General features: G+C 71.7%; 17 protein-coding genes and 2 tRNA genes. 10 read left to right on the top strand and 9 right to left on the bottom strand.

Annotation, left to right across the window (positions count from 1 at the left end):
- The first annotated feature begins 106 nt into the window (after positions 1 to 106).
- On the top strand, positions 107 to 1,372 hold the full coding sequence (locus ACFY2A_RS27350; protein ID WP_363916685.1) for an Ig-like domain-containing protein: 1,266 nt from the start codon (positions 107 to 109) through the stop codon (positions 1,370 to 1,372).
- Between the two features lie 126 nt (positions 1,373 to 1,498).
- A complete protein-coding gene (locus tag ACFY2A_RS27355; protein ID WP_387175765.1) occupies positions 1,499 to 2,767 on the top strand; it encodes an Ig-like domain-containing protein in 1,269 nt (422 codons plus the stop codon).
- Between the two features lie 167 nt (positions 2,768 to 2,934).
- Here the strand turns inward: ACFY2A_RS27355 and ACFY2A_RS27360 are convergent.
- Positions 2,935 to 3,010, bottom strand: a tRNA-His gene (locus tag ACFY2A_RS27360).
- Positions 3,011 to 3,146: 136 nt separating this feature from the next.
- Positions 3,147 to 3,737 carry an oligoribonuclease gene (gene orn, locus ACFY2A_RS27365; protein ID WP_363916681.1) on the bottom strand — a complete coding sequence of 197 codons (591 nt, stop codon included), beginning with the start codon at positions 3,735 to 3,737 and terminating at the stop codon, positions 3,147 to 3,149.
- A gap of 73 nt (positions 3,738 to 3,810) precedes the next feature.
- Here orn and ACFY2A_RS27370 point away from each other — a divergent pair, with 73 nt between their 5' ends.
- A complete protein-coding gene (locus ACFY2A_RS27370) occupies positions 3,811 to 5,106 on the top strand; it encodes a glycosyltransferase 87 family protein (RefSeq protein WP_387175767.1) in 1,296 nt (431 codons plus the stop codon).
- A 276-nt stretch (positions 5,107 to 5,382) separates the two neighbouring features.
- On the opposite strand, the gene ACFY2A_RS27375 is transcribed toward ACFY2A_RS27370, so the two are convergent.
- The 3 genes from ACFY2A_RS27375 to ACFY2A_RS27385 all read right to left on the bottom strand — a co-directional run bounded on the left by ACFY2A_RS27375 (position 5,383) and on the right by ACFY2A_RS27385 (position 8,889).
- Entirely contained in the window at positions 5,383 to 6,309 is a 927-nt protein-coding gene (locus ACFY2A_RS27375; protein WP_387175769.1) for a hypothetical protein, read from the bottom strand.
- Between the two features lie 140 nt (positions 6,310 to 6,449).
- A complete protein-coding gene (locus tag ACFY2A_RS27380) occupies positions 6,450 to 7,211 on the bottom strand; it encodes a YcnI family protein (RefSeq protein ID WP_387175771.1) in 762 nt (253 codons plus the stop codon).
- A gap of 13 nt (positions 7,212 to 7,224) precedes the next feature.
- Positions 7,225 to 8,889, bottom strand: coding sequence for a copper resistance CopC/CopD family protein (locus ACFY2A_RS27385; protein ID WP_387175835.1), 1,665 nt, complete (start codon positions 8,887 to 8,889; stop codon positions 7,225 to 7,227).
- A gap of 299 nt (positions 8,890 to 9,188) precedes the next feature.
- Here ACFY2A_RS27385 and ACFY2A_RS27390 point away from each other — a divergent pair, with 299 nt between their 5' ends.
- Genes ACFY2A_RS27390 through ACFY2A_RS27405 form a run of 4 tightly spaced genes read left to right on the top strand, consistent with a single transcriptional unit; the run spans position 9,189 to position 12,070 of the window.
- Positions 9,189 to 9,746 (top strand): sigma-70 family RNA polymerase sigma factor, encoded by a 558-nt coding sequence (locus ACFY2A_RS27390; RefSeq protein WP_387175837.1) that lies wholly within the window; start codon positions 9,189 to 9,191, stop codon positions 9,744 to 9,746.
- Complete coding sequence (locus ACFY2A_RS27395) at positions 9,743 to 10,231, top strand: MauE/DoxX family redox-associated membrane protein (protein ID WP_387175773.1); 489 nt, start codon at positions 9,743 to 9,745, stop codon at positions 10,229 to 10,231. Before ACFY2A_RS27390 ends, ACFY2A_RS27395 begins: the two co-directional genes overlap by 4 nt.
- A complete protein-coding gene (locus ACFY2A_RS27400) occupies positions 10,224 to 10,940 on the top strand; it encodes a thioredoxin domain-containing protein (RefSeq protein WP_363916673.1) in 717 nt (238 codons plus the stop codon). The genes ACFY2A_RS27395 and ACFY2A_RS27400 overlap by 8 nt, the downstream gene beginning before the upstream one ends.
- Positions 10,937 to 12,070 carry a hypothetical protein gene (locus tag ACFY2A_RS27405; RefSeq protein ID WP_387175775.1) on the top strand — a complete coding sequence of 378 codons (1,134 nt, stop codon included), beginning with the start codon at positions 10,937 to 10,939 and terminating at the stop codon, positions 12,068 to 12,070. Before ACFY2A_RS27400 ends, ACFY2A_RS27405 begins: the two co-directional genes overlap by 4 nt.
- Here the strand turns inward: ACFY2A_RS27405 and ACFY2A_RS27410 are convergent.
- From ACFY2A_RS27410 to ACFY2A_RS27425, 4 genes are read right to left on the bottom strand one after another with little or no spacing between them, the layout of a single operon-like run.
- Entirely contained in the window at positions 12,060 to 12,830 is a 771-nt protein-coding gene (locus ACFY2A_RS27410; protein ID WP_387175777.1) for an energy-coupling factor ABC transporter ATP-binding protein, read from the bottom strand. The two genes, ACFY2A_RS27405 and ACFY2A_RS27410, sit on opposite strands and share 11 nt — an antisense overlap.
- Positions 12,831 to 12,837: 7 nt before the next feature.
- On the bottom strand, positions 12,838 to 13,608 hold the full coding sequence (cbiQ, locus tag ACFY2A_RS27415; RefSeq protein ID WP_387175779.1) for a cobalt ECF transporter T component CbiQ: 771 nt from the start codon (positions 13,606 to 13,608) through the stop codon (positions 12,838 to 12,840).
- Positions 13,609 to 13,613: 5 nt separating this feature from the next.
- Positions 13,614 to 14,000, bottom strand: coding sequence for a PDGLE domain-containing protein (locus ACFY2A_RS27420; RefSeq protein ID WP_387175781.1), 387 nt, complete (start codon positions 13,998 to 14,000; stop codon positions 13,614 to 13,616).
- A complete protein-coding gene (locus ACFY2A_RS27425) occupies positions 13,997 to 14,713 on the bottom strand; it encodes an energy-coupling factor ABC transporter permease (RefSeq protein ID WP_387175783.1) in 717 nt (238 codons plus the stop codon). The genes ACFY2A_RS27420 and ACFY2A_RS27425 overlap by 4 nt, the downstream gene beginning before the upstream one ends.
- A 153-nt stretch (positions 14,714 to 14,866) precedes the next feature.
- On the opposite strand from ACFY2A_RS27425, the gene bcp reads away from it, so the two are divergent.
- The 3 genes from bcp to ACFY2A_RS27440 all read left to right on the top strand — a co-directional run bounded on the left by bcp (position 14,867) and on the right by ACFY2A_RS27440 (position 16,170).
- The gene (gene bcp, locus ACFY2A_RS27430; protein ID WP_387175785.1) at positions 14,867 to 15,343 is read left to right on the top strand and encodes a thioredoxin-dependent thiol peroxidase; all 477 of its coding nucleotides are present in this window, start codon (positions 14,867 to 14,869) and stop codon (positions 15,341 to 15,343) included.
- A 99-nt stretch (positions 15,344 to 15,442) separates the two neighbouring features.
- Positions 15,443 to 15,529, top strand: a tRNA-Leu gene (locus ACFY2A_RS27435).
- Positions 15,530 to 15,621: 92 nt separating this feature from the next.
- Positions 15,622 to 16,170 carry a GNAT family N-acetyltransferase gene (locus tag ACFY2A_RS27440; protein ID WP_387175787.1) on the top strand — a complete coding sequence of 183 codons (549 nt, stop codon included), beginning with the start codon at positions 15,622 to 15,624 and terminating at the stop codon, positions 16,168 to 16,170.
- The last annotated feature ends 71 nt before the right edge of the window (positions 16,171 to 16,241 follow it).

The following is a 16,241-nucleotide window of genomic DNA, read 5'->3' on the forward strand; positions in this document are numbered from 1 at the left end:
TTCCGGACATTTGACGAAAACCCCTCGCAAAGTGCGGGACCGGGGTGATGCCGGGCGGCAGCGATACGGCACGATGTCCGCCAGGTGCGCTAGGACAGGGGTGGGGATGGGCAGGTTCGCGCGGGCCGGGGCGTTGTTGAGCGCCTTGGGGCTGGTGGCGTCGCTGGCATTGTCGGGCTGCGGCGAGGATCGCGCAGCGGCCGAGTTCGTACCCGGTCAGACGCCAGGGACGACGACCGGCACGGAGACGCCGGGAGCACCGGGGGCGCCGGAGGTGTCGAGTGGTCCGCCGCTGGCGGTGAGCCCGGCCGACGGGGCGAAGAACCGGCCGGTCTCCGTGGAGATCGGTGCCAAGCTGCCGGACGGCGGCGAGGTGTCGCAGGTCACCCTCAAGACCGAGAACGGCAAGACGGTAAAGGGCAAGCTGCGTACGGACGGATCCTCGTGGGTTCCGTCGGCCCCGCTGAAATGGTCCACCCGCTACACCGCCACCGTCTCCGCGAAGGGGCCGGACGGCACGGTCAGCGAGGGCACCAGCACGTTCACCACGATGGCCAAGCCGGGCTCGATGATCACCTCCGGGTTGTACCTGTTCGACGACCGGACGTACGGGGTGGCGATGCCGGTGGTGGCGGAGTTCCACCCGGGCATCCCGAAGAAGGACCGGGCCAAGGTGCAGAAGCGGATGTTCGTGCAGACCGACCCGCCGCAGCCGGGCGCCTGGCACTGGGTGAGCAACGGCACGCAGGCGTACTACCGCGCGCCGGAGTACTGGAAGGCCGGCACCAAGCTGACCGTGCGCATCGCGCTGGCCGGTATTCCGCTGAGCAACGGCCGGTTTGGCAACGTCGACCGCAACGCCACCGCGAAGATCGGCTCGGCCTTCGAGATGAAGGTGACCAACTCGGACAAGCAGATGCGGGTGTACGAGGACGGGCGGTTGATCAAGACGTTGCCGGTCAGCCTGGGCAAGAAGAAGACCCCCTCGTCCAGCGGCACGCTTGTGGTGATGGAGAAGAAGGAAGCGACCGTCTTCGACACGATGGACGACCCGGATCCGGAGAACCGGTACGTCACCGACATCGAGTTCGCCCAGCGACTCACCTGGGGCGGCGAGTACATCCACGCCGCACCCTGGTCGGAGAATGTCCAGGGGCGGCAGAATGTGTCGCACGGCTGCGTGAACATCTCGATGGCGAACGCCCGCTGGCTCTTCCAACGTACGAAGATCGGAGATCCGATCACCATCGCCGGCACCGAGCGCAAGCTGGCGGCCGGCAATGGTTGGACCGCGTGGAACCTGAGCTGGTCGGAGTTCGTCAAGGGCAGTGCGCTGCCAGTTCCGGACGGTGGCGCCGGTCCGGCCGTATGACCGGACGAAATATGTCACTATCCGGACATCCCGCTTCCACGTGTTTCGGTTCACTTGTCGCAACGGGTACGTGAACTGGTGCGTCAGTGATGTGGACGGGCAGCGGACCACGACTGTGAGGACACCATGCGAGTTCGGGACCAGCGCAACCGGAGGCGGGGGGTGCTCGTCGCGGGCATGCTCGCCGTGACGTTGGCACTTACCTCCGCCTGTACCGGCGGTAAGGGTGGCGACAAGGGGCCGGGCTGGCAGGACGGAGCCGATCAGCCGGCCGCGAAGGCGTCGGTGAGCATCAGCGAGCCGGCGGCGGACGCCAAGGACGTGCCGGCGTCGGCAGCGATCGCCTTCGCCGCCGAGCAGGCCGAGGACGTCACGGTCGAGCTGACCGACGCCGAGGGCGAGGCGGTCGAGGGCGACCTCGCCGCCGATGGCCGGAGTTGGCTGCCGTCGAAGGCGTTGACCTACGGCGCCTCGTACACCGCCACCGTCACCGCGACCGGCGACGACGGCCTGCCGGCGACCGCCACCAGCGCCTTCACGGTGATGAAGGAGCCGGAGAATCAGGTACGCATCAGCAGTTTCCTCGGCGACGACCAGACGGTCGGGGTGGCCATGCCGCTGATCGTGAAATTCGGTCGGAACATCCCGGAGAAGTACCGCGCCGACCTGCAACGCCGGATGACGGTGACCTCGGAGCCGGCCCAGGAGGGCATCTGGCACTGGGTCAGCCCGACCGAGGTCCGGTACCGGCCGAAGGAGTTCTGGCAGGCCGGCAGCAAGGTGTCGTACCGGGTGCAGGCCGGCGGGCTGCCGCTGGGCGACGGCTGGTACGGCCGGGCCGACCTGACCGTCGACATCGCCATCGGCCCGAAGCTGTTGATGACGGTGGACAACCGGACCAAGCGGATGACCGTCACCAAGAACGGCGAGAAGATCAAGACGATCCCGGTGAGCCTGGGCAAGAAGAGCACCCCGTCCTCCAGCGGCACCATGGTGGTGATGGAGAAGCTGCGCAAGACGGTCTTCGACACGTACGACGAACTGGGTCCCGAGGACGGGTACCGGACGAAGATCGACTACGCGCAGCGGCTCACCTGGGGTGGCGAGTTCATCCACGCGGCACCCTGGTCGGAGGGGCAGCAGGGCACGACCAACGTCTCGCACGGCTGCGTGAACGTCTCGATGGCCAACGGCGCCTGGCTGTTCAACAACACGAAGGTCGGTGACCCGATCGTGGTCAAGGGCACCGAGCGCAAGCTCCAGCTCGGCAACGGCTGGACCGACTGGAACATGAGCTGGGACGAGTACGTCAAGGGCAGCGCCCTGCCGTACGAGCCGGCAGCCAACGACGAAACCGACCCAGACGTCGAGGCGAGCGAGGCCCCTGGCGCCTGACCCTCACGCCGGCACCGGTGCCACGACATGCCGCAACCTGCGGCCTCCGCCGGCGGGCATACCGCGTCACGCCGCAACCGGGGTGGCTGCTCCCCGCAGCGGGCCGCAGACCCGGCCGCCGGTCACTCCAAAAGGTCAGGCCCCCTCCGTGGAGGGGGCCTGACCGGTGGGGTGACTGATGGGAATTGAACCCACGACAACCGGGACCACAACCCGGTGCTCTGCCAACTGAGCTACAGCCACCATGCCGCCGCGCCCGGTCGATAGCCCGGGGCGGGTGCGGTGAAATCATACCCCCACCACGGCCGACCACGTCCAGCGGGTTGCCGCCGGGGGTGCGACGCGTCCGCGCCAGGCCGCCGCAGCAGCCCGAGGCAGGTCAGAGCTGCCCGGCGATGGCCTTGGCGCTCTCCACGTCGGGACCGGGCAGGGGCACGAAGATGGTGCGCCGGTAGTACTCCAGCTCCCGGATGCTCTCCCGGATGTCGGCCAGGGCCCGGTGCGCCAGGCCCTTCTGGGGCTGACCAAAGTACACGCGGGGGTACCAGCGGCGGCACAGTTCCTTGATCGAGGACACGTCGATCATTCGGTAGTGCAGGTGGGCGTCGAGGCGGGGCATGTCCCGGGCGATGAAACCACGGTCGGTGGCGATCGAGTTGCCACAGAGCGGGGCGGTACGCGGGTCCTTGACGTGGCGGGAGACGTAGTCGAGCACCCGCTCCTCCGCCTCGGCCAGGGTCACGGTGGAACGGCGTACCTCGTCGGTCAGCCCCGACTTGCCGTGCATCGTCCGGACGATCTCGGGCATCGCGTCCAGCGCGGCGTCGTCAGCGTGAATCACCACGTCGACGCCGTCACCGAGCACGTTGAGATCGGGATCGGTGACCAGCGCGGCGACTTCGATCAGTTTGTCGCCACCGAGGTCCAGCCCGGTCATCTCACAGTCGATCCAGACGAGAAGATCAGCCACCGGGACAGCCTACGCGCAGCCCAACTCTCGTGGCTGCGCGCCGCCACGGTCACCGACCGCTAGGGTCTTCCCCGTGCCCGCCGAACCCGCCACACCACCCAGCGTCGACCTGGACGACCAGGGCAGCCGTACGGCCCGCCGGGTCGTGGGAGCGTTGGCGTTGGCGGCGGTGCTCCCGGCCCTCTACCTGCCGGGACGCACCCACAACTTCTTCGACCTGAAGATCTACATGGCGGCCATGGACTGGTGGGCCGCCGGCAACCCGCTGTACGACTACGTACAACCGGACCGGGTGCAGGGCGAGTTGTACTTCACCTATCCGCCCTTCGCCGCTCTGGTCCTGCTGCCGTTCTCCTGGTTGAAGCTGGGCGCCACGGTGACGATCTTCACCGGGCTGACCCTGCTCGGCGTGGTGGTCACCACGAAGTGGCTGCTCGACCCGGTGATCCGTCGCCACCGCCTGCCCCATCTGTTCACCCTCGTGGTGGGCGTGCTGATCGTGCTCGGCGTGGAGAGCACCCGGGAGACGATCACCTTCGGGCAGATCAACATGCTGCTGGTGGTGCTGATCCTGGCCGACCTGCTGTTCGCCGTACCCCGAGACAGCCGCTGGGCCGGCGTGGGCGTCGGGTTGGCGGCGGCGCTCAAGCTGTTCCCGGCCATTTTCGTGATCTACCTGTTGGCCACCCGGCGGTGGCGGGCGGCGGTGGTGGCCGTGGCGACCGCGGCCGGGGCGACCCTGCTCGCCGCGGCGGTCGCGCCCGGTGATTCGTGGCGGTTCTGGACGCACGAGCTGTGGGCCACCGACCGGGTCGGCCGTACCGACTACACCGGCAACCAGTCACTGTTCGGACTGCTGAGCCGGCTCACCGCCCCGGAGGAGCCGAGCCGGCTGATCTGGCTACTGCTGGTCGCGGTGGTCACCGGGTACGGGCTGTGGCGGGCGGTGCGGGCGTCGCAGGCCGGGGACGCGCTGACCGGCCTGACGCTGACCGGCCTGGTGGCGGCGCTGGTCAGCCCGATCACCTGGACGCACCACATCTACTGGTTCATCCCGGCGGTGATGATCCTGGCCGACGCGGCGTTGGACACCGATCCGCGCACGGTCGCGGGGGCACGCCGACGCCGCCGGCTGGTGATCCTCGCCGTCACCGTCACCGCGATCATCGTGTACGGAGTGGTGTCCTTCTACGACTGGGGAATCACCCCGGCGCCCACCGGCAGTCCGTGGGAGTTCCTGCTCCGCAACGCGTACGTGTGGCTCTGCCTCGTACTGCTGGTCGTCCTGCCGGTGCGTCGCGGCGCCCAGGTGCCGAGGCGACAGCGCGCAAAGTCGGACACTCTTCCCGAGACACCCATTCATCGGTAATCTGGTCTCAGGGCTACCAAAGCCCCACGGACACCGATAACCCCCGGTGAAGGGCGGCCCTCCGCGTCGGCAGCACGGAGGGCCGCCCCGCCCACCCCACTCCCGCCAATCCCGCAGTCACGGCCACGCACGCCACCCCCACCCCTTCCTCGCCGATCTTGCAGTTTTGGTCGTCGATACACCGCTTTTATCCCTTTCGTCGCGACCATAAGTGCAAGATCGGCGCGCGGGGGGGCGCGGGGGGGCGCGGGGGCGCGGGGGCGCGGGGCGCGGGGGTCAGGTTGGGGGGGCGGGTGGGCGGAGGGGGCGGGGCGGGGTGTATGGGTCGGGGAGTTCGGCGAGGGTGGCGGGGCGCGGGACGGGGCCGATCGCGGGACGGCTCGTGGTGGCGGGAACCGTGGCGGCGACTGGGACGAGTTGACGCTCGGGAAGTCTGCGGGGGCCGGGCGGCGGCGGAGCACCCAGGCCGGTGAGCGAGCTGATCCCGAGTCGTCCGGCGAGCACCGGCACCTGGTCCGGCTCGACCACGAAGACAACTTCGCGCGGCCGGAGCGGCCGCAGCAGCACCAACGCGGCGAGGATCACCAGCAACGTGCCGCCGGTGAGGGAGCCCCAGGTGGCCGGGGTGATCCAGCCGGCCCGAAGCTCCGCGTCCAGGTCGAGGGTCACCCCCGCCCCACCGTCGGGTCGCATCAGCACCAGGCTCAGCCGCTGCCCGGCCAGGTCGCCGGGGTTCCACTCGAGCGTGCCGTAGCCGGCGCGTACCCAGAAGGTCTGCGCGGCGGGTGCGGCCGGGACGGTGGGCGGCGTCCCCGCCGCCGGGGTCACCTGCTCCAGCCGGACCGGCAGCGGCCCCCTGGCCAGCGACATCCGGAGGACCGCGGCGTGCGGCGCGCCGGCCAGCCACCGCTGCGCCTCCTCGGCCGGTGCCAGCCCGACGAAGGCCGGCCCGTCGGGGGTACGCGCGTCCAGCCGTACCCGGGCCTGCCCGCCCCGGGCGAACGGCACCTCCTGCCGTACCAGCGCGTCGAGGTCGGTCACCACCACCGCGTGACCCGGGGTCTGCACGGTCTCGAACCGGGCGGTGAACGCCCCGTCGGGGCCGGCGTGCCCGGTCAGCAGCCCGAGCGCGGCCGCACCGATCAGCGCGGCGGTGCCGACGGTCAGCAGCAGCATTCCGGTCAGCGTCCACACGAAACGCATGCGCCCTGTTCCCCTCTGTAGCCGGACACCCGGCCGACCTTACCTACGCCGACCCGCCAATCAGCGGATATCCACGGCACGGACGCCGAAAGCGGACAGGCCCGCCGGGATCAGCCGGCGGGCCTGTGACGCGGTGGGGCTCAGGAGGTCGTCGTCGACTCGCCGCCCGGGGTCGCTTCGCTGGAGCGCCGGGTGCGGGTGAAGGCCAGTCCACCGAGCACCAGGCCGCCGAGGCCGGCGAGCAGCCCGGCGACGCCGAGGCCCACCGCCAAGCCGTTGCCGTCCTCGTCGTCGCTGTCGTCGGGCGCCGCCGCGGCCGAGTCGGCCGGTGCCGTCGTCGGCGTGTCGGCATCGGCGGCGGCGAGGGTGAGCACCGGCGCCGGGGCGGCCGGTTCTTCGCCACCGGGCTGCGGCTCGTCGATCCAGCGCACCACGGCACCGTCGGAGTAGGTCTGCAACGCCTTGAAGATCATCTGGTCCACCTCGGGCAGCGGGCCCATGGAGATCGGAAACTCCTGGAAGGTGCCGGGAGCGATTGCGGCTCCCTCGCCGGCCGTCCAGGTGATCTTCGAGACCACCTCGGTGATCTCGCTGCCGTGCACCTGCACCGGCGGGTCGACCTGCCGCTTCTCCACGGCCACCGTCCAGCCGGGCACCGGCATGGTCGACACCGAGCCGACCGGCGCGTTCTCCGGCAGGAAGATCTCCAGCTTGGTGGTCGACGCGGCGTCGCTCTCGTTCGGTACCCGGAACGCGAGCCGGCCGTACCCGCCCTGGGTCGCCTCGCGCGGGTTGACCGTGACATGCGCCGACGCTGGGGCCACGAAGCCGAACACGGCCGTGGCGACGGCGCCGAGCGTCAGAGCGGCGGCGGTGGCGGCGAAACGCCGGTGACGGAGCATCGATGGAACCTCTCTATCGGATGGGCACGGTGGCGGTCACCGTGGCCTGGTCGATCTCGGTGGTACGCGCGGTGACCCGCAGCTCCCACTCGCCCGCCGCGGGCAGGCTGATCTCGCCGGTGGCGTGGTTGTCGGTGAGCGGCAGCAGGGGCACCTGGATCGGCTCGATCCCGGCCGCCGGCAGGGCGACCGTGACCTGCCACTCGACGACCGGCAGGGGTTGGTTGTCCAGCGTGTACGCGTACAGGTGCACCGAGTTGTTGCCCCGGCGAGCCGGCGACACCTCGATCTGCATGGAGTAGAGCGAGCTGGTCGCCGTGGTGCTGAAGTACCCGCTGTCGGTGGCGGCCACATCGGTGGCCACGCTGCGGGCGGGTGTCGTCTGGACCAGGGTGGCCGACACCCCCAGCACGATCGCGGTGATCGCCAGCTCCGCCCAGATCGCCCGGCGTACCGGGGCTGGTCGGCTGGCCGCGACCCGGGTGCGTACCAGGTGACGGGAGTAGGCGGCCACCGCGATCACCAGGACGAAGAGCCCGATCTTGGCCAGCACCAGCCGGCCGTACGTGGTGTTCACCAGGGCCGCCGGGGTGGCCACCTCGATCAGCGCCTGGACGGTGCCGGCGAGCAGCAACGCGGAGACCGCCAGGGCCGCCCACCGTGACCAGATCGGCAGGATCGCCCCCAGTTCCCGCTCGTCGGCCCGGGGCAGCAGGAACACGGCGAGCATCACCAGGCCGCCCAGCCAGACGGCCATACCACCCAGGTGCACCGCGTCCACGAGCACCGACACCGCCGGGGCGGGCGAGGCGGCCGGGTGCCCGGCCATCGGCCAGGTGAGCAGCGCGCCCACCGCGAGCACGCCCAGGATCACCAGGTCTGGCCGGCCCACCGGGCCGGCCAGCAGCGGGCGCAGCAGCAACGCCACCGCGGCCAGCAGGCCGAGCCGGACCAGGTGAGCGGCGCCGAAGGCGCTGCCGAGCACCAGGCTCAGCCCGTCACCGGTGATGTCGAACAGTCCGCCGCCGTTGGTGTACGGCACCTGGAGTAGGACCGCCGCCACCGTGGCCAGCGCCACCAGCCCGAGGCCGGTCCAGGCCAGCCGGGCCGGCCCGCGTCGGGACAGCCGGCGCGGCCAGAGCAGGGCGAGCACCAGCGCCGAGCCGATGACCAGCAGCAGTCCGGCGTAGCCGACGAACTTGGCGACCTTGACCGCGTTGCCGACCACCGGGTTGGCCCGGCCGTCGTCGCCGCTGTCCACCGGCGGCTCGGAGGGCGCGCCCACCGAGTAGGTGAACGCGCCGGAGACCGGGTGGCTGTCCGCGGAGATGACCCGGTAGGTGACCAGGTAGGTGCCGTTTCCGCGACCGGTGTCGACGGGGATGTTGACCACACTGCCGGCGAAGGTGGGCTCGCCCTGGTCCGCCCGGGACCCGTCCGGCGCGATCACCCGGATCCGGTCCGGCACCTTGCGTACCGTCTCGCTGAAGGTGAGCACCACCTCGGCCGGCGCGGCGGGTACCACGGCCGAGGCGGCCGGGCTGCTGCTGGACAGCACGGCGTGGGCGCTGGCCGGGCTGGCGGAGACGAGCAGCAGCGCCACGACGGTGACCAACAGGCCGGCGGTCGCGGCCAGCCGGGCGAACCGGCGGCGATGGGCGGCAGTCATGCCGCCCATGGTCGCCGACGACACCCGTTCCAGGCGAGCCACACCCATCGATTGATCCCGATTTCCCGTGATCGGGCGCGGGCGCGCGGGAACCGGACCGGACGTCATAGGCGGATAGTCGGTCACAACGCCGGAAAAGTTCCCGGAGTGGCGCACCCCATGGAAGGGCCGAAGGACTCTGCTGCTCGCCGTTGCGCCGCGTAACCTAAATTGTCGTGATCCCCGCCCCGCGCGACACCCCCACCACCGCCGACACCGGCACCGTCGGCACGGACCGCGCCGACGGCCGACCCCGGCGACCTGCCCGGATGTCGCCGCACGGGGAGCCGGACCCGACCGTCGACCCGACCACCCGGTGGGCGCTTGCCGCCCGGGACGGCAACCCGGTCGCCCAGGCCGCGTTCGTCCGCGCCACCCAGGCCGAGGTGTGGCGGTTCGCCGCGGCGCTTATCGATCCGGACAGCGCCGACGATCTCACCCAGGAAACCTACCTGCGGGCCTTCCGCGCGCTGCCCGCCTTCGCCGGCCGGTCCAGCGCGCGCACCTGGTTGCTCGGCATCGCCCGGCGGACCTGCGCCGACCACCTGCGCACCGTGGTACGGCGGCGGCGACTAGATCAACGTCTCACCGCCCACGCGCACACCAACGTGCCGCACCCCGACCCGGCCGGCCAGCTCGGCGCGACGGACCTGGTCCGCCGGCTGGCCGCCGAACGGCGCGGGGCCTTCGTGCTGACCCAGTTGCTCGGCCTGTCGTACGCCGAGGCCGCCGCGGTGGAGGGGGTGCCGGTCGGCACCATCCGCTCCCGGGTGGCGCGGGCCCGGGCCGAACTGGTCGACGCGGTCGGCGAGGCGTTGGCCGGATGAACACCAAACTGCGCACCTGGCTCGGTCTCGCCGTCCGGCTCGGTCTGGCCGTCGTGTGGCTGTGGGCTGGCTGGTCGAAGGTCGGCGACCTGGCTGCCTCCGGTCGTGCGGTGAACGCCTACCAGGTGCTGCCGTACGACGTGGCGATGGTGGTCGGCGCGGCGCTGCCCTTCGTCGAGCTGGCGTTGGGCCTGCTGCTGCTGATCGGCCTGGCCACCAGGCTGGCCGCCGGAGTCTCCGCGGCCCTGCTGCTGGTCTTCATCGCGGGCATCGTCTCGGCCTGGTCGCGCGGGCTGGCCATCGACTGCGGCTGTTTCGGGGTGGGCGGCGAACTGCCGGCCGGGGAGAGCCCCAGCTATCTCCCGGAGATCCTCCGGGACATCGGCTTCCTGGCGTTGGCCGGGTTCCTGCTGATCTGGCCCCGTACCGCCGTCTCCGCCGACGGCGCGCTGACGGGCGAACCGGTGGAGGACGACAATGAGTAGTCGCAAGGGGCGCAAGGACGCGGCCCGGGTGGTCCGGGAGCAGTTGGCTAGGGAGCGGCGCCGCAAACGAACCCTGTGGATCTCCCTGGGCGCGGTGCTGGTGCTGGTCATCGCCGGCCTGATCGGCTGGAGCGTCTGGTCCAGTCAGGAGTCCGACGAGTTCACCGCGCCGCCGGGCGCCAACGACGCGGGCACCGGCGTCGTGGTCGGGTCCGGGCCGGTGACCGTCGACATCTACGAGGACTACCTCTGCCCGGCCTGCAAGCAGTTCGAGCAGACCAGCGGTGCCACCATCGAGCAGTTGGTCGCCGACGGCAAGGTGCGGGTGGTGTACCACCCGGTGGCCTACCTCAACCGTTACTCCAGCACCGAGTACTCGACCCGGTCCTCGGCCGCGTCCGGCTGCGCCGCCGAAGGCGGCAGGTTCACCGAGTTCAGCAAGGCGCTGTTCGAACGGCAGCCACCGGAGGGCGGTGCCGGGCTCAGCAACGACGAGTTGATCGACATCGGGGTCGAGGTGGGGCTGGACCGCGACGCGTTCGGCAGTTGCGTCCGGGACGGGAAGTACCAGCCGTGGACGGAGCACGTCACCGCCGAGGCGAGCCGCGCCAACGTCACCGGCACGCCGACCATCCTGGTCGACGGGGAGCCGGTGCGGGAGTGGACGCCGGAGAACATCACCGCAGCGGTGGAGGCGGCCGGCCGGTGACAGTGCTCACCCGGGCCGGGCTGCTGCTCGCCGCCACGGTCACCGCGACCCTCGCGACCGCCGCCCCCGCCCTCGCCCATGGCGCGGACGCGCCGAACGGCACGGACTACCGGGTGGCCGTCACCGACGTCGGCCGCCCGGACCTGCGGGTACGGGTCGTCGAGGCGGGTGCCCGGCTGGAACTGACAAACACCGGCGACACCCCGGTCGAGGTGATCGGCTACTCGGGCGAGCCGTACCTGCGGGTCGGACCGGACGGCGTCTACGAGAACTCCCGCTCGCCCGCGACCTACCTCAACCGCACAATCGTCGGCGACACCGCCCTGCCGGCCGAGGCCGACCCGGCCGCCGAACCGCGCTGGCGTCGCGTCGACGGCGGGACGACGGCCCGGTGGCACGACCAGCGGGCCCTGTGGCGCGAGGCGCAACCGCCCGCCCAGGTCCGCGCGGCGCCCGACCGCGAGCACCGGGTACGCGACTGGGTGGTACCGCTACGCGACGCGGACGGGCCGCTGGAGATCCGCGGCACCCTGGACTGGGTACCGCCGCCGGACGCGTACACCTGGTGGGTGGTGGCGACCGTCGGTGCGCTGGCGGTCGGTGCGCTCGGGGTGCTGCCGGCGGCCTCCGGCCCCGGCCGGCGGGCGCTTGTCGCCCTCGGCGGGCTGCTGATCGTCGGCGGGATCGCGGCTGTCGCGCTCGCCCTCGGGCGGACCCTGGACGCCGGGTCACAGGGTCTCGGCGGCGTGCTGACGGGCCTGCTTACCGGTCCGGTCTGGGCGCTGCTGACCGGACTGGGTGCGATCGCCGCCGGAGCGCGCACGGTGCGCGGCGGAGGTGGACCCGCCGCGACGGGTGCGCGGACGTCCGCCGGGACCGGGCGGCAGGCGTCGGCCTTCCGGTCCGACGTCGACTTCGTGGTGGCGCTGGCCGGCGTCTGCCTGGCCCTGTTCGCCGGGGTTACGAACGCCGCCGGGTTCGCCCGGGCCGTGCTGCCGGTGCCGTGGCCGCCGACTGTCGCCCGGGTCCTGGTTGTCCTGGTGCTGGTGGCCGGAGCCGGCGGGTTGGCCGCCGCGTTGCTGCGCCTGCACGCTGCCGCCCGCCGCGCACCGGCCGCGGCTACTCCCTGACCGGCGCGCGGCCCGGGGTGGGACGAAACGGGTAGGGCAGTTCGAGGCGGTGCCGGGCGAGCAGTTCCTCGTCGTCCAGCAGGACGGCTGTCGGCCCGTCGGCCACGATCCGCCCGCCGTCGAGGATGACCGAGCGGTCGCAGAGTTCGAACGCGTACGGCAGGTCGTGGGTGACCATCAGCAGGGTCACCGGCAGGGTACGCAGGATGCCGGCCAGCTCCCGCCGTGCTGCCGGGTCGAGGTTGGACGACGGCTCGTCGAGTACCAGGATCTCCGGCCGCATCGCGAGCACGGTGGCCACCGCCACCCGGCGACGCTGCCCGAAGGAGAGATGGTGCGGGGTCCGGTCGCGGTGCTCGGACATGCCCACCGCGGCCAGCGCCTCGTCCACCCGGGCGGCCAGTTCCGGCCCGCGCAGCCCGAGGTTGGCGGGCCCGAACGCCACGTCCTCGGCCACGGTGGGCAGAAAGAGCTGGTCGTCCGGATCCTGGAAGACGATGCCCACCCGGCGGCGGATCTCCGCCAGCGTCGCCCGGTCCGGGCCGACGGTCAGCCCACCGACCGCGATGTGGCCCTCGGTGGGCGTCAGGATGCCGTTGAGGTGCAGCACCAGCGTGGTCTTGCCGGCTCCGTTGGGGCCGAGCAGCGCGACCCGCTCGCCGCGCGCCACGGTCAGGTCGACGCCGTGCAGCGCGACATGGCCGTCGGGATAGGCGTACCGGACGCCACGGACGTCCAGGCTGGGCGGAGTGGGCTGCACGCTTCGATCATGTCAGGACGGCGGCGGTGGCGGCGACGGTGCCCGCCAGGACCGGTACGGTGGCCGCGATCAGCCACTGCCCGGTCGTCGCCGCCGCGGTGCCCTGCCACACCGTCGGCATCCGGCCGGAGTAGCCGCGCGACAGCATCGCCAGGTAGACCCGCTCGCCGCGCTCGAAGGCGCGCAGGAACAGCGCCCCGATGCCGGCGGCGAAGCCACGCAGCTGCCACACGAAGCGCGGGTCGTCGCCCCGGGAGATCCGGGCCAGACGCATCCGCCGGGCCTCGCCGACAAGCACGTCGAGGTAGCGCAGCATGAAGGTGGCGATCTGGGTGAGGATCTGCGGGCAGCGCAGCCGGTCCAGCCCCACGATCAGGTCACGGGTGCTGGTGGTCGCCGCCAGCAGCAGTGACGCCCACACGCCGAGGGTGCCCTTGGCGATGATGTTCCATGCGCCGTAGAGACCGTCGACCGACAGGTGCAGCCCGGCCACGTCCACCCGTTCGCCCGCGCCGAGGAACGGCAGGGCGAAGGCGAAGAGCACGAACGGCAGCTCGATTGTCGACCGCAGCAGCAGCCAACGGGCGTTCACCCGGGCCAGCGCCGCGACGACCGCGACCAGCAGGGCGTACGCGCCGAAGGCCCAGAGCGCCTCGCGGGGGGTGGCGACCACGGCGATGGTGAACGCCACCATCGCCGCGATCTTGACCTCCGGCGGTAGCCGGTGCACCGGGGAGTCGCCCGCCCGGTACAGCACGTGGGCGTGACCTGCCCCCACCTCGGCTACCCGCCGCTCGTGGCGGCCGGGTCGGTGCGCTCCGGCCGGGTCGCGTGCTCCGCCCCCGGCTGCCGGCGGCGGACCAGCCAGAAGGCACCGCCGGCCACCGCGAAGGTCAGCAGTACGCCCAGCACGCCGGAGAGCCCGGTGGAGAGGAAATCGTTGTCGATACCCGCGATGCCGTAGTCGGCAAGCGGTCCGCCGATCTCGTGCTCCTGCTCCTGCTGCGCCGGGCAACTGCCGCCGGTGATCTCGTCGTCGGCGTCGAAGGTGCAGCCCTCGCGCAGCGACGAGTCCAGCCCGTCCGGATGCGACGAGGCGAAGTTGCTGACCACGCCGGCCAGCAGCAGGGCGACGAGGAGTCCACCGACGATGAAACCCCACTTCCTCACCGGACACCTCCGACGGTCGGCACGGTCACCGGCGCGGCCGGTTTCAGGGCGCGCAGCGCGTACACCAGGTCGGGGCGGACCTTCGCCACGGTGACCACGGTGGTGGCCGTGATCAGCCCTTCGCCGACGCCGATGAACAGGTGGGACACGGCCATGGTGCCGGCCAGGCCGGCCAGGTTGCCGCCGAGATCGGTGGTGCCGCCGAGCTGGTACTGCAACACGAAGCCCATCGCCGCGACGACCACGCTGACCAGCGCGGAGACGAAGGCGGTGGCCGCCAACCCGGCCGGGGTGCGGGGCAGTACCCGAAGCAGCAGCGCGATCAGCAGGTACGCCACGGCGATGCCGATCACGGCCATGTTGGTGATGTTGAGGCCGAGCATGGCCACGCCACCGTCACCGAAGACGAGGGCCTGCACCACAAGCACCACCGCGACGCAGAGCGCGCCGACCCAGGGCCCGACAAGCATGGCGGCGAGCGCACCGCCGAGCAGGTGGCCGCTGACCCCGGCGGTGAAGATCGGAAAGTTGAGCATCTGCACGGCGAAGATGAACGCGGCGACCAGGCCGGCCATCGGCGCCAGCCGGTCGTCCAGGTCCTGCCGGCCACGCATGACGCAGTACGCCATCGCCGCCAGCGCGATCACCGCGAAGACCGCGGCGACCGGGCCGTTGATGATGCCGTTGGAGATGTGCATCGCCAGGGTTTCCACGTGACCTCCCACGTGCCGGCGGACCCGTGCCCGCCAGCAGGGGTGAGCGTATTTCCCGCACCATGCTGTTGCCAATACCTGGCAACAGTGCCGTACGCCTCGCTGCCGTGCCGTGCCGGCCGGGGCGACGCCACCCGACGGTAGGGTCGTGCCATGACCGCACCCGCCCGCCTCTCCCCCGGTGACCCGGCGCCCGGGTTCAGCCTGCCCACCGACACCGGCGGGCAGCTCGCCCTGGCCGACCTGCGCGGTCGCAAGATCGTGCTGTACGCCTACCCCGCCGCGATGACTCCCGGCTGCACCAAGCAGGCCTGCGACTTCCGCGACTCGTTGGCCTCGTTGCAGGCCGCCGGATACGAGGTGGTGGGCATCTCACCGGACAAGCCGGAGAAGCTGGCGAAGTTCCGCGAGCGCGACGCGATCACCTTTCCGCTGGTCGCCGACACCGACAAAACCGTGCTGACCGCCTACGGCGCGTACGGCGAGAAGCAGATGTACGGCCGCACCGTCACCGGGGTGATCCGGTCCACCTTCGTCATCGACGAGGAGGGCCGCATCGAGCGGGCGCTCTACAACGTCAAGGCCACCGGCCACGTCGCCAAGCTGCGCCGCGACCTCGGCCTGGACTGAATCGTCGTACCGGTCGGCGCGACACGCGTCGGGCCGGTGGTGACGGAGGGAGGGCCGGGCTCGACACGGCCAGGTGTCGCTCTAGAATCACTCAGGCCGGCGGGAGTGGCGGAATCGGCAGACGCGATAGGTTTAGGTCCTATTGTCCGAAAGGATGTGGGGGTTCAAGTCCCCCCTCCCGCACCACTGGACGCTCCCCCGACAAGAGGGATCACAGCGCTGTCGGGCTCGTCACCATCACCGGCGACCGGGACAGTGACCGGGCGAGGATGACGGGCGTGAGTCTGCACTTCGTCCTCGACCCCGAACTGACCGCCGAGCTGCGCGAACGGATCGTCGCGCTCTGGGTCGACGTGACAAACGCCGGCGGCGCGGTCGGCTTCGTGGCACCGGTCACCGCCGCGGAGGTCCGCACCATCGCCGACCCGACGCTGGCCGACATCGCGGACGGGCCGGACCGGTTGCTGCTGGGCTACGACGGCGACCGGCTGGTCGCCATGGCGATCTTCACCGATCCCCGGTTCCACCTGAAGCCGCACCTGCGGGTGCTCACCCGGGTGATGGTGCATCCGGACACGCAGGGGCGTGGTTTCGGCGAGGCGCTGATGCGCGAGGCCGAACGGGTGGCTCGCCGCCTCGGGCTGGCGGCGCTGCACGTCACCGTGCGCGACGGGTTCGGGCTCGACCGTTTCTACCGGCGGCTCGGGTACCGGGAGGTCGGCCGCTGGCCCGCCGCGATCCGGGTCGCCCCCGGCGACGACCGCGACGAGATCCTGATGTGGCTCGGCGTGACGGAAGACCGGCAGGATCAAGGCACAACCGGCTGACTGGCCCCGGCGGACAGCTCCGGCGGCCGGCGGCCGGTCGACACTCCGGCCGCCAGGGGAAGCTCGGCCGG

This window comes from Micromonospora sp. NPDC000442 (genome assembly GCF_042898635.1).
Lineage (GTDB): Bacteria > Actinomycetota > Actinomycetes > Mycobacteriales > Micromonosporaceae > Micromonospora.

Excerpts from the sequence above, each read along its gene's own strand:
- ACFY2A_RS27350 (WP_363916685.1), top strand. The coding sequence starts at position 107 with ATGGGCAGGTTCGCGCGGGCCGGGGCGTTGTTGAGCGCCTTGGGGCTG.
- ACFY2A_RS27355 (WP_387175765.1), top strand. The coding sequence starts at position 1,499 with ATGCGAGTTCGGGACCAGCGCAACCGGAGGCGGGGGGTGCTCGTCGCG.
- ACFY2A_RS27375 (WP_387175769.1), bottom strand. The coding sequence starts at position 6,309 with ATGCGTTTCGTGTGGACGCTGACCGGAATGCTGCTGCTGACCGTCGGC.
- ACFY2A_RS27380 (WP_387175771.1), bottom strand. The coding sequence starts at position 7,211 with ATGCTCCGTCACCGGCGTTTCGCCGCCACCGCCGCCGCTCTGACGCTC.
- ACFY2A_RS27385 (WP_387175835.1), bottom strand. The coding sequence starts at position 8,889 with ATGGGCGGCATGACTGCCGCCCATCGCCGCCGGTTCGCCCGGCTGGCC.
- ACFY2A_RS27390 (WP_387175837.1), top strand. The coding sequence starts at position 9,189 with ATGTCGCCGCACGGGGAGCCGGACCCGACCGTCGACCCGACCACCCGG.
- ACFY2A_RS27395 (WP_387175773.1), top strand. The coding sequence starts at position 9,743 with ATGAACACCAAACTGCGCACCTGGCTCGGTCTCGCCGTCCGGCTCGGT.
- ACFY2A_RS27400 (WP_363916673.1), top strand. The coding sequence starts at position 10,224 with ATGAGTAGTCGCAAGGGGCGCAAGGACGCGGCCCGGGTGGTCCGGGAG.
- bcp (WP_387175785.1), top strand. The coding sequence starts at position 14,867 with ATGACCGCACCCGCCCGCCTCTCCCCCGGTGACCCGGCGCCCGGGTTC.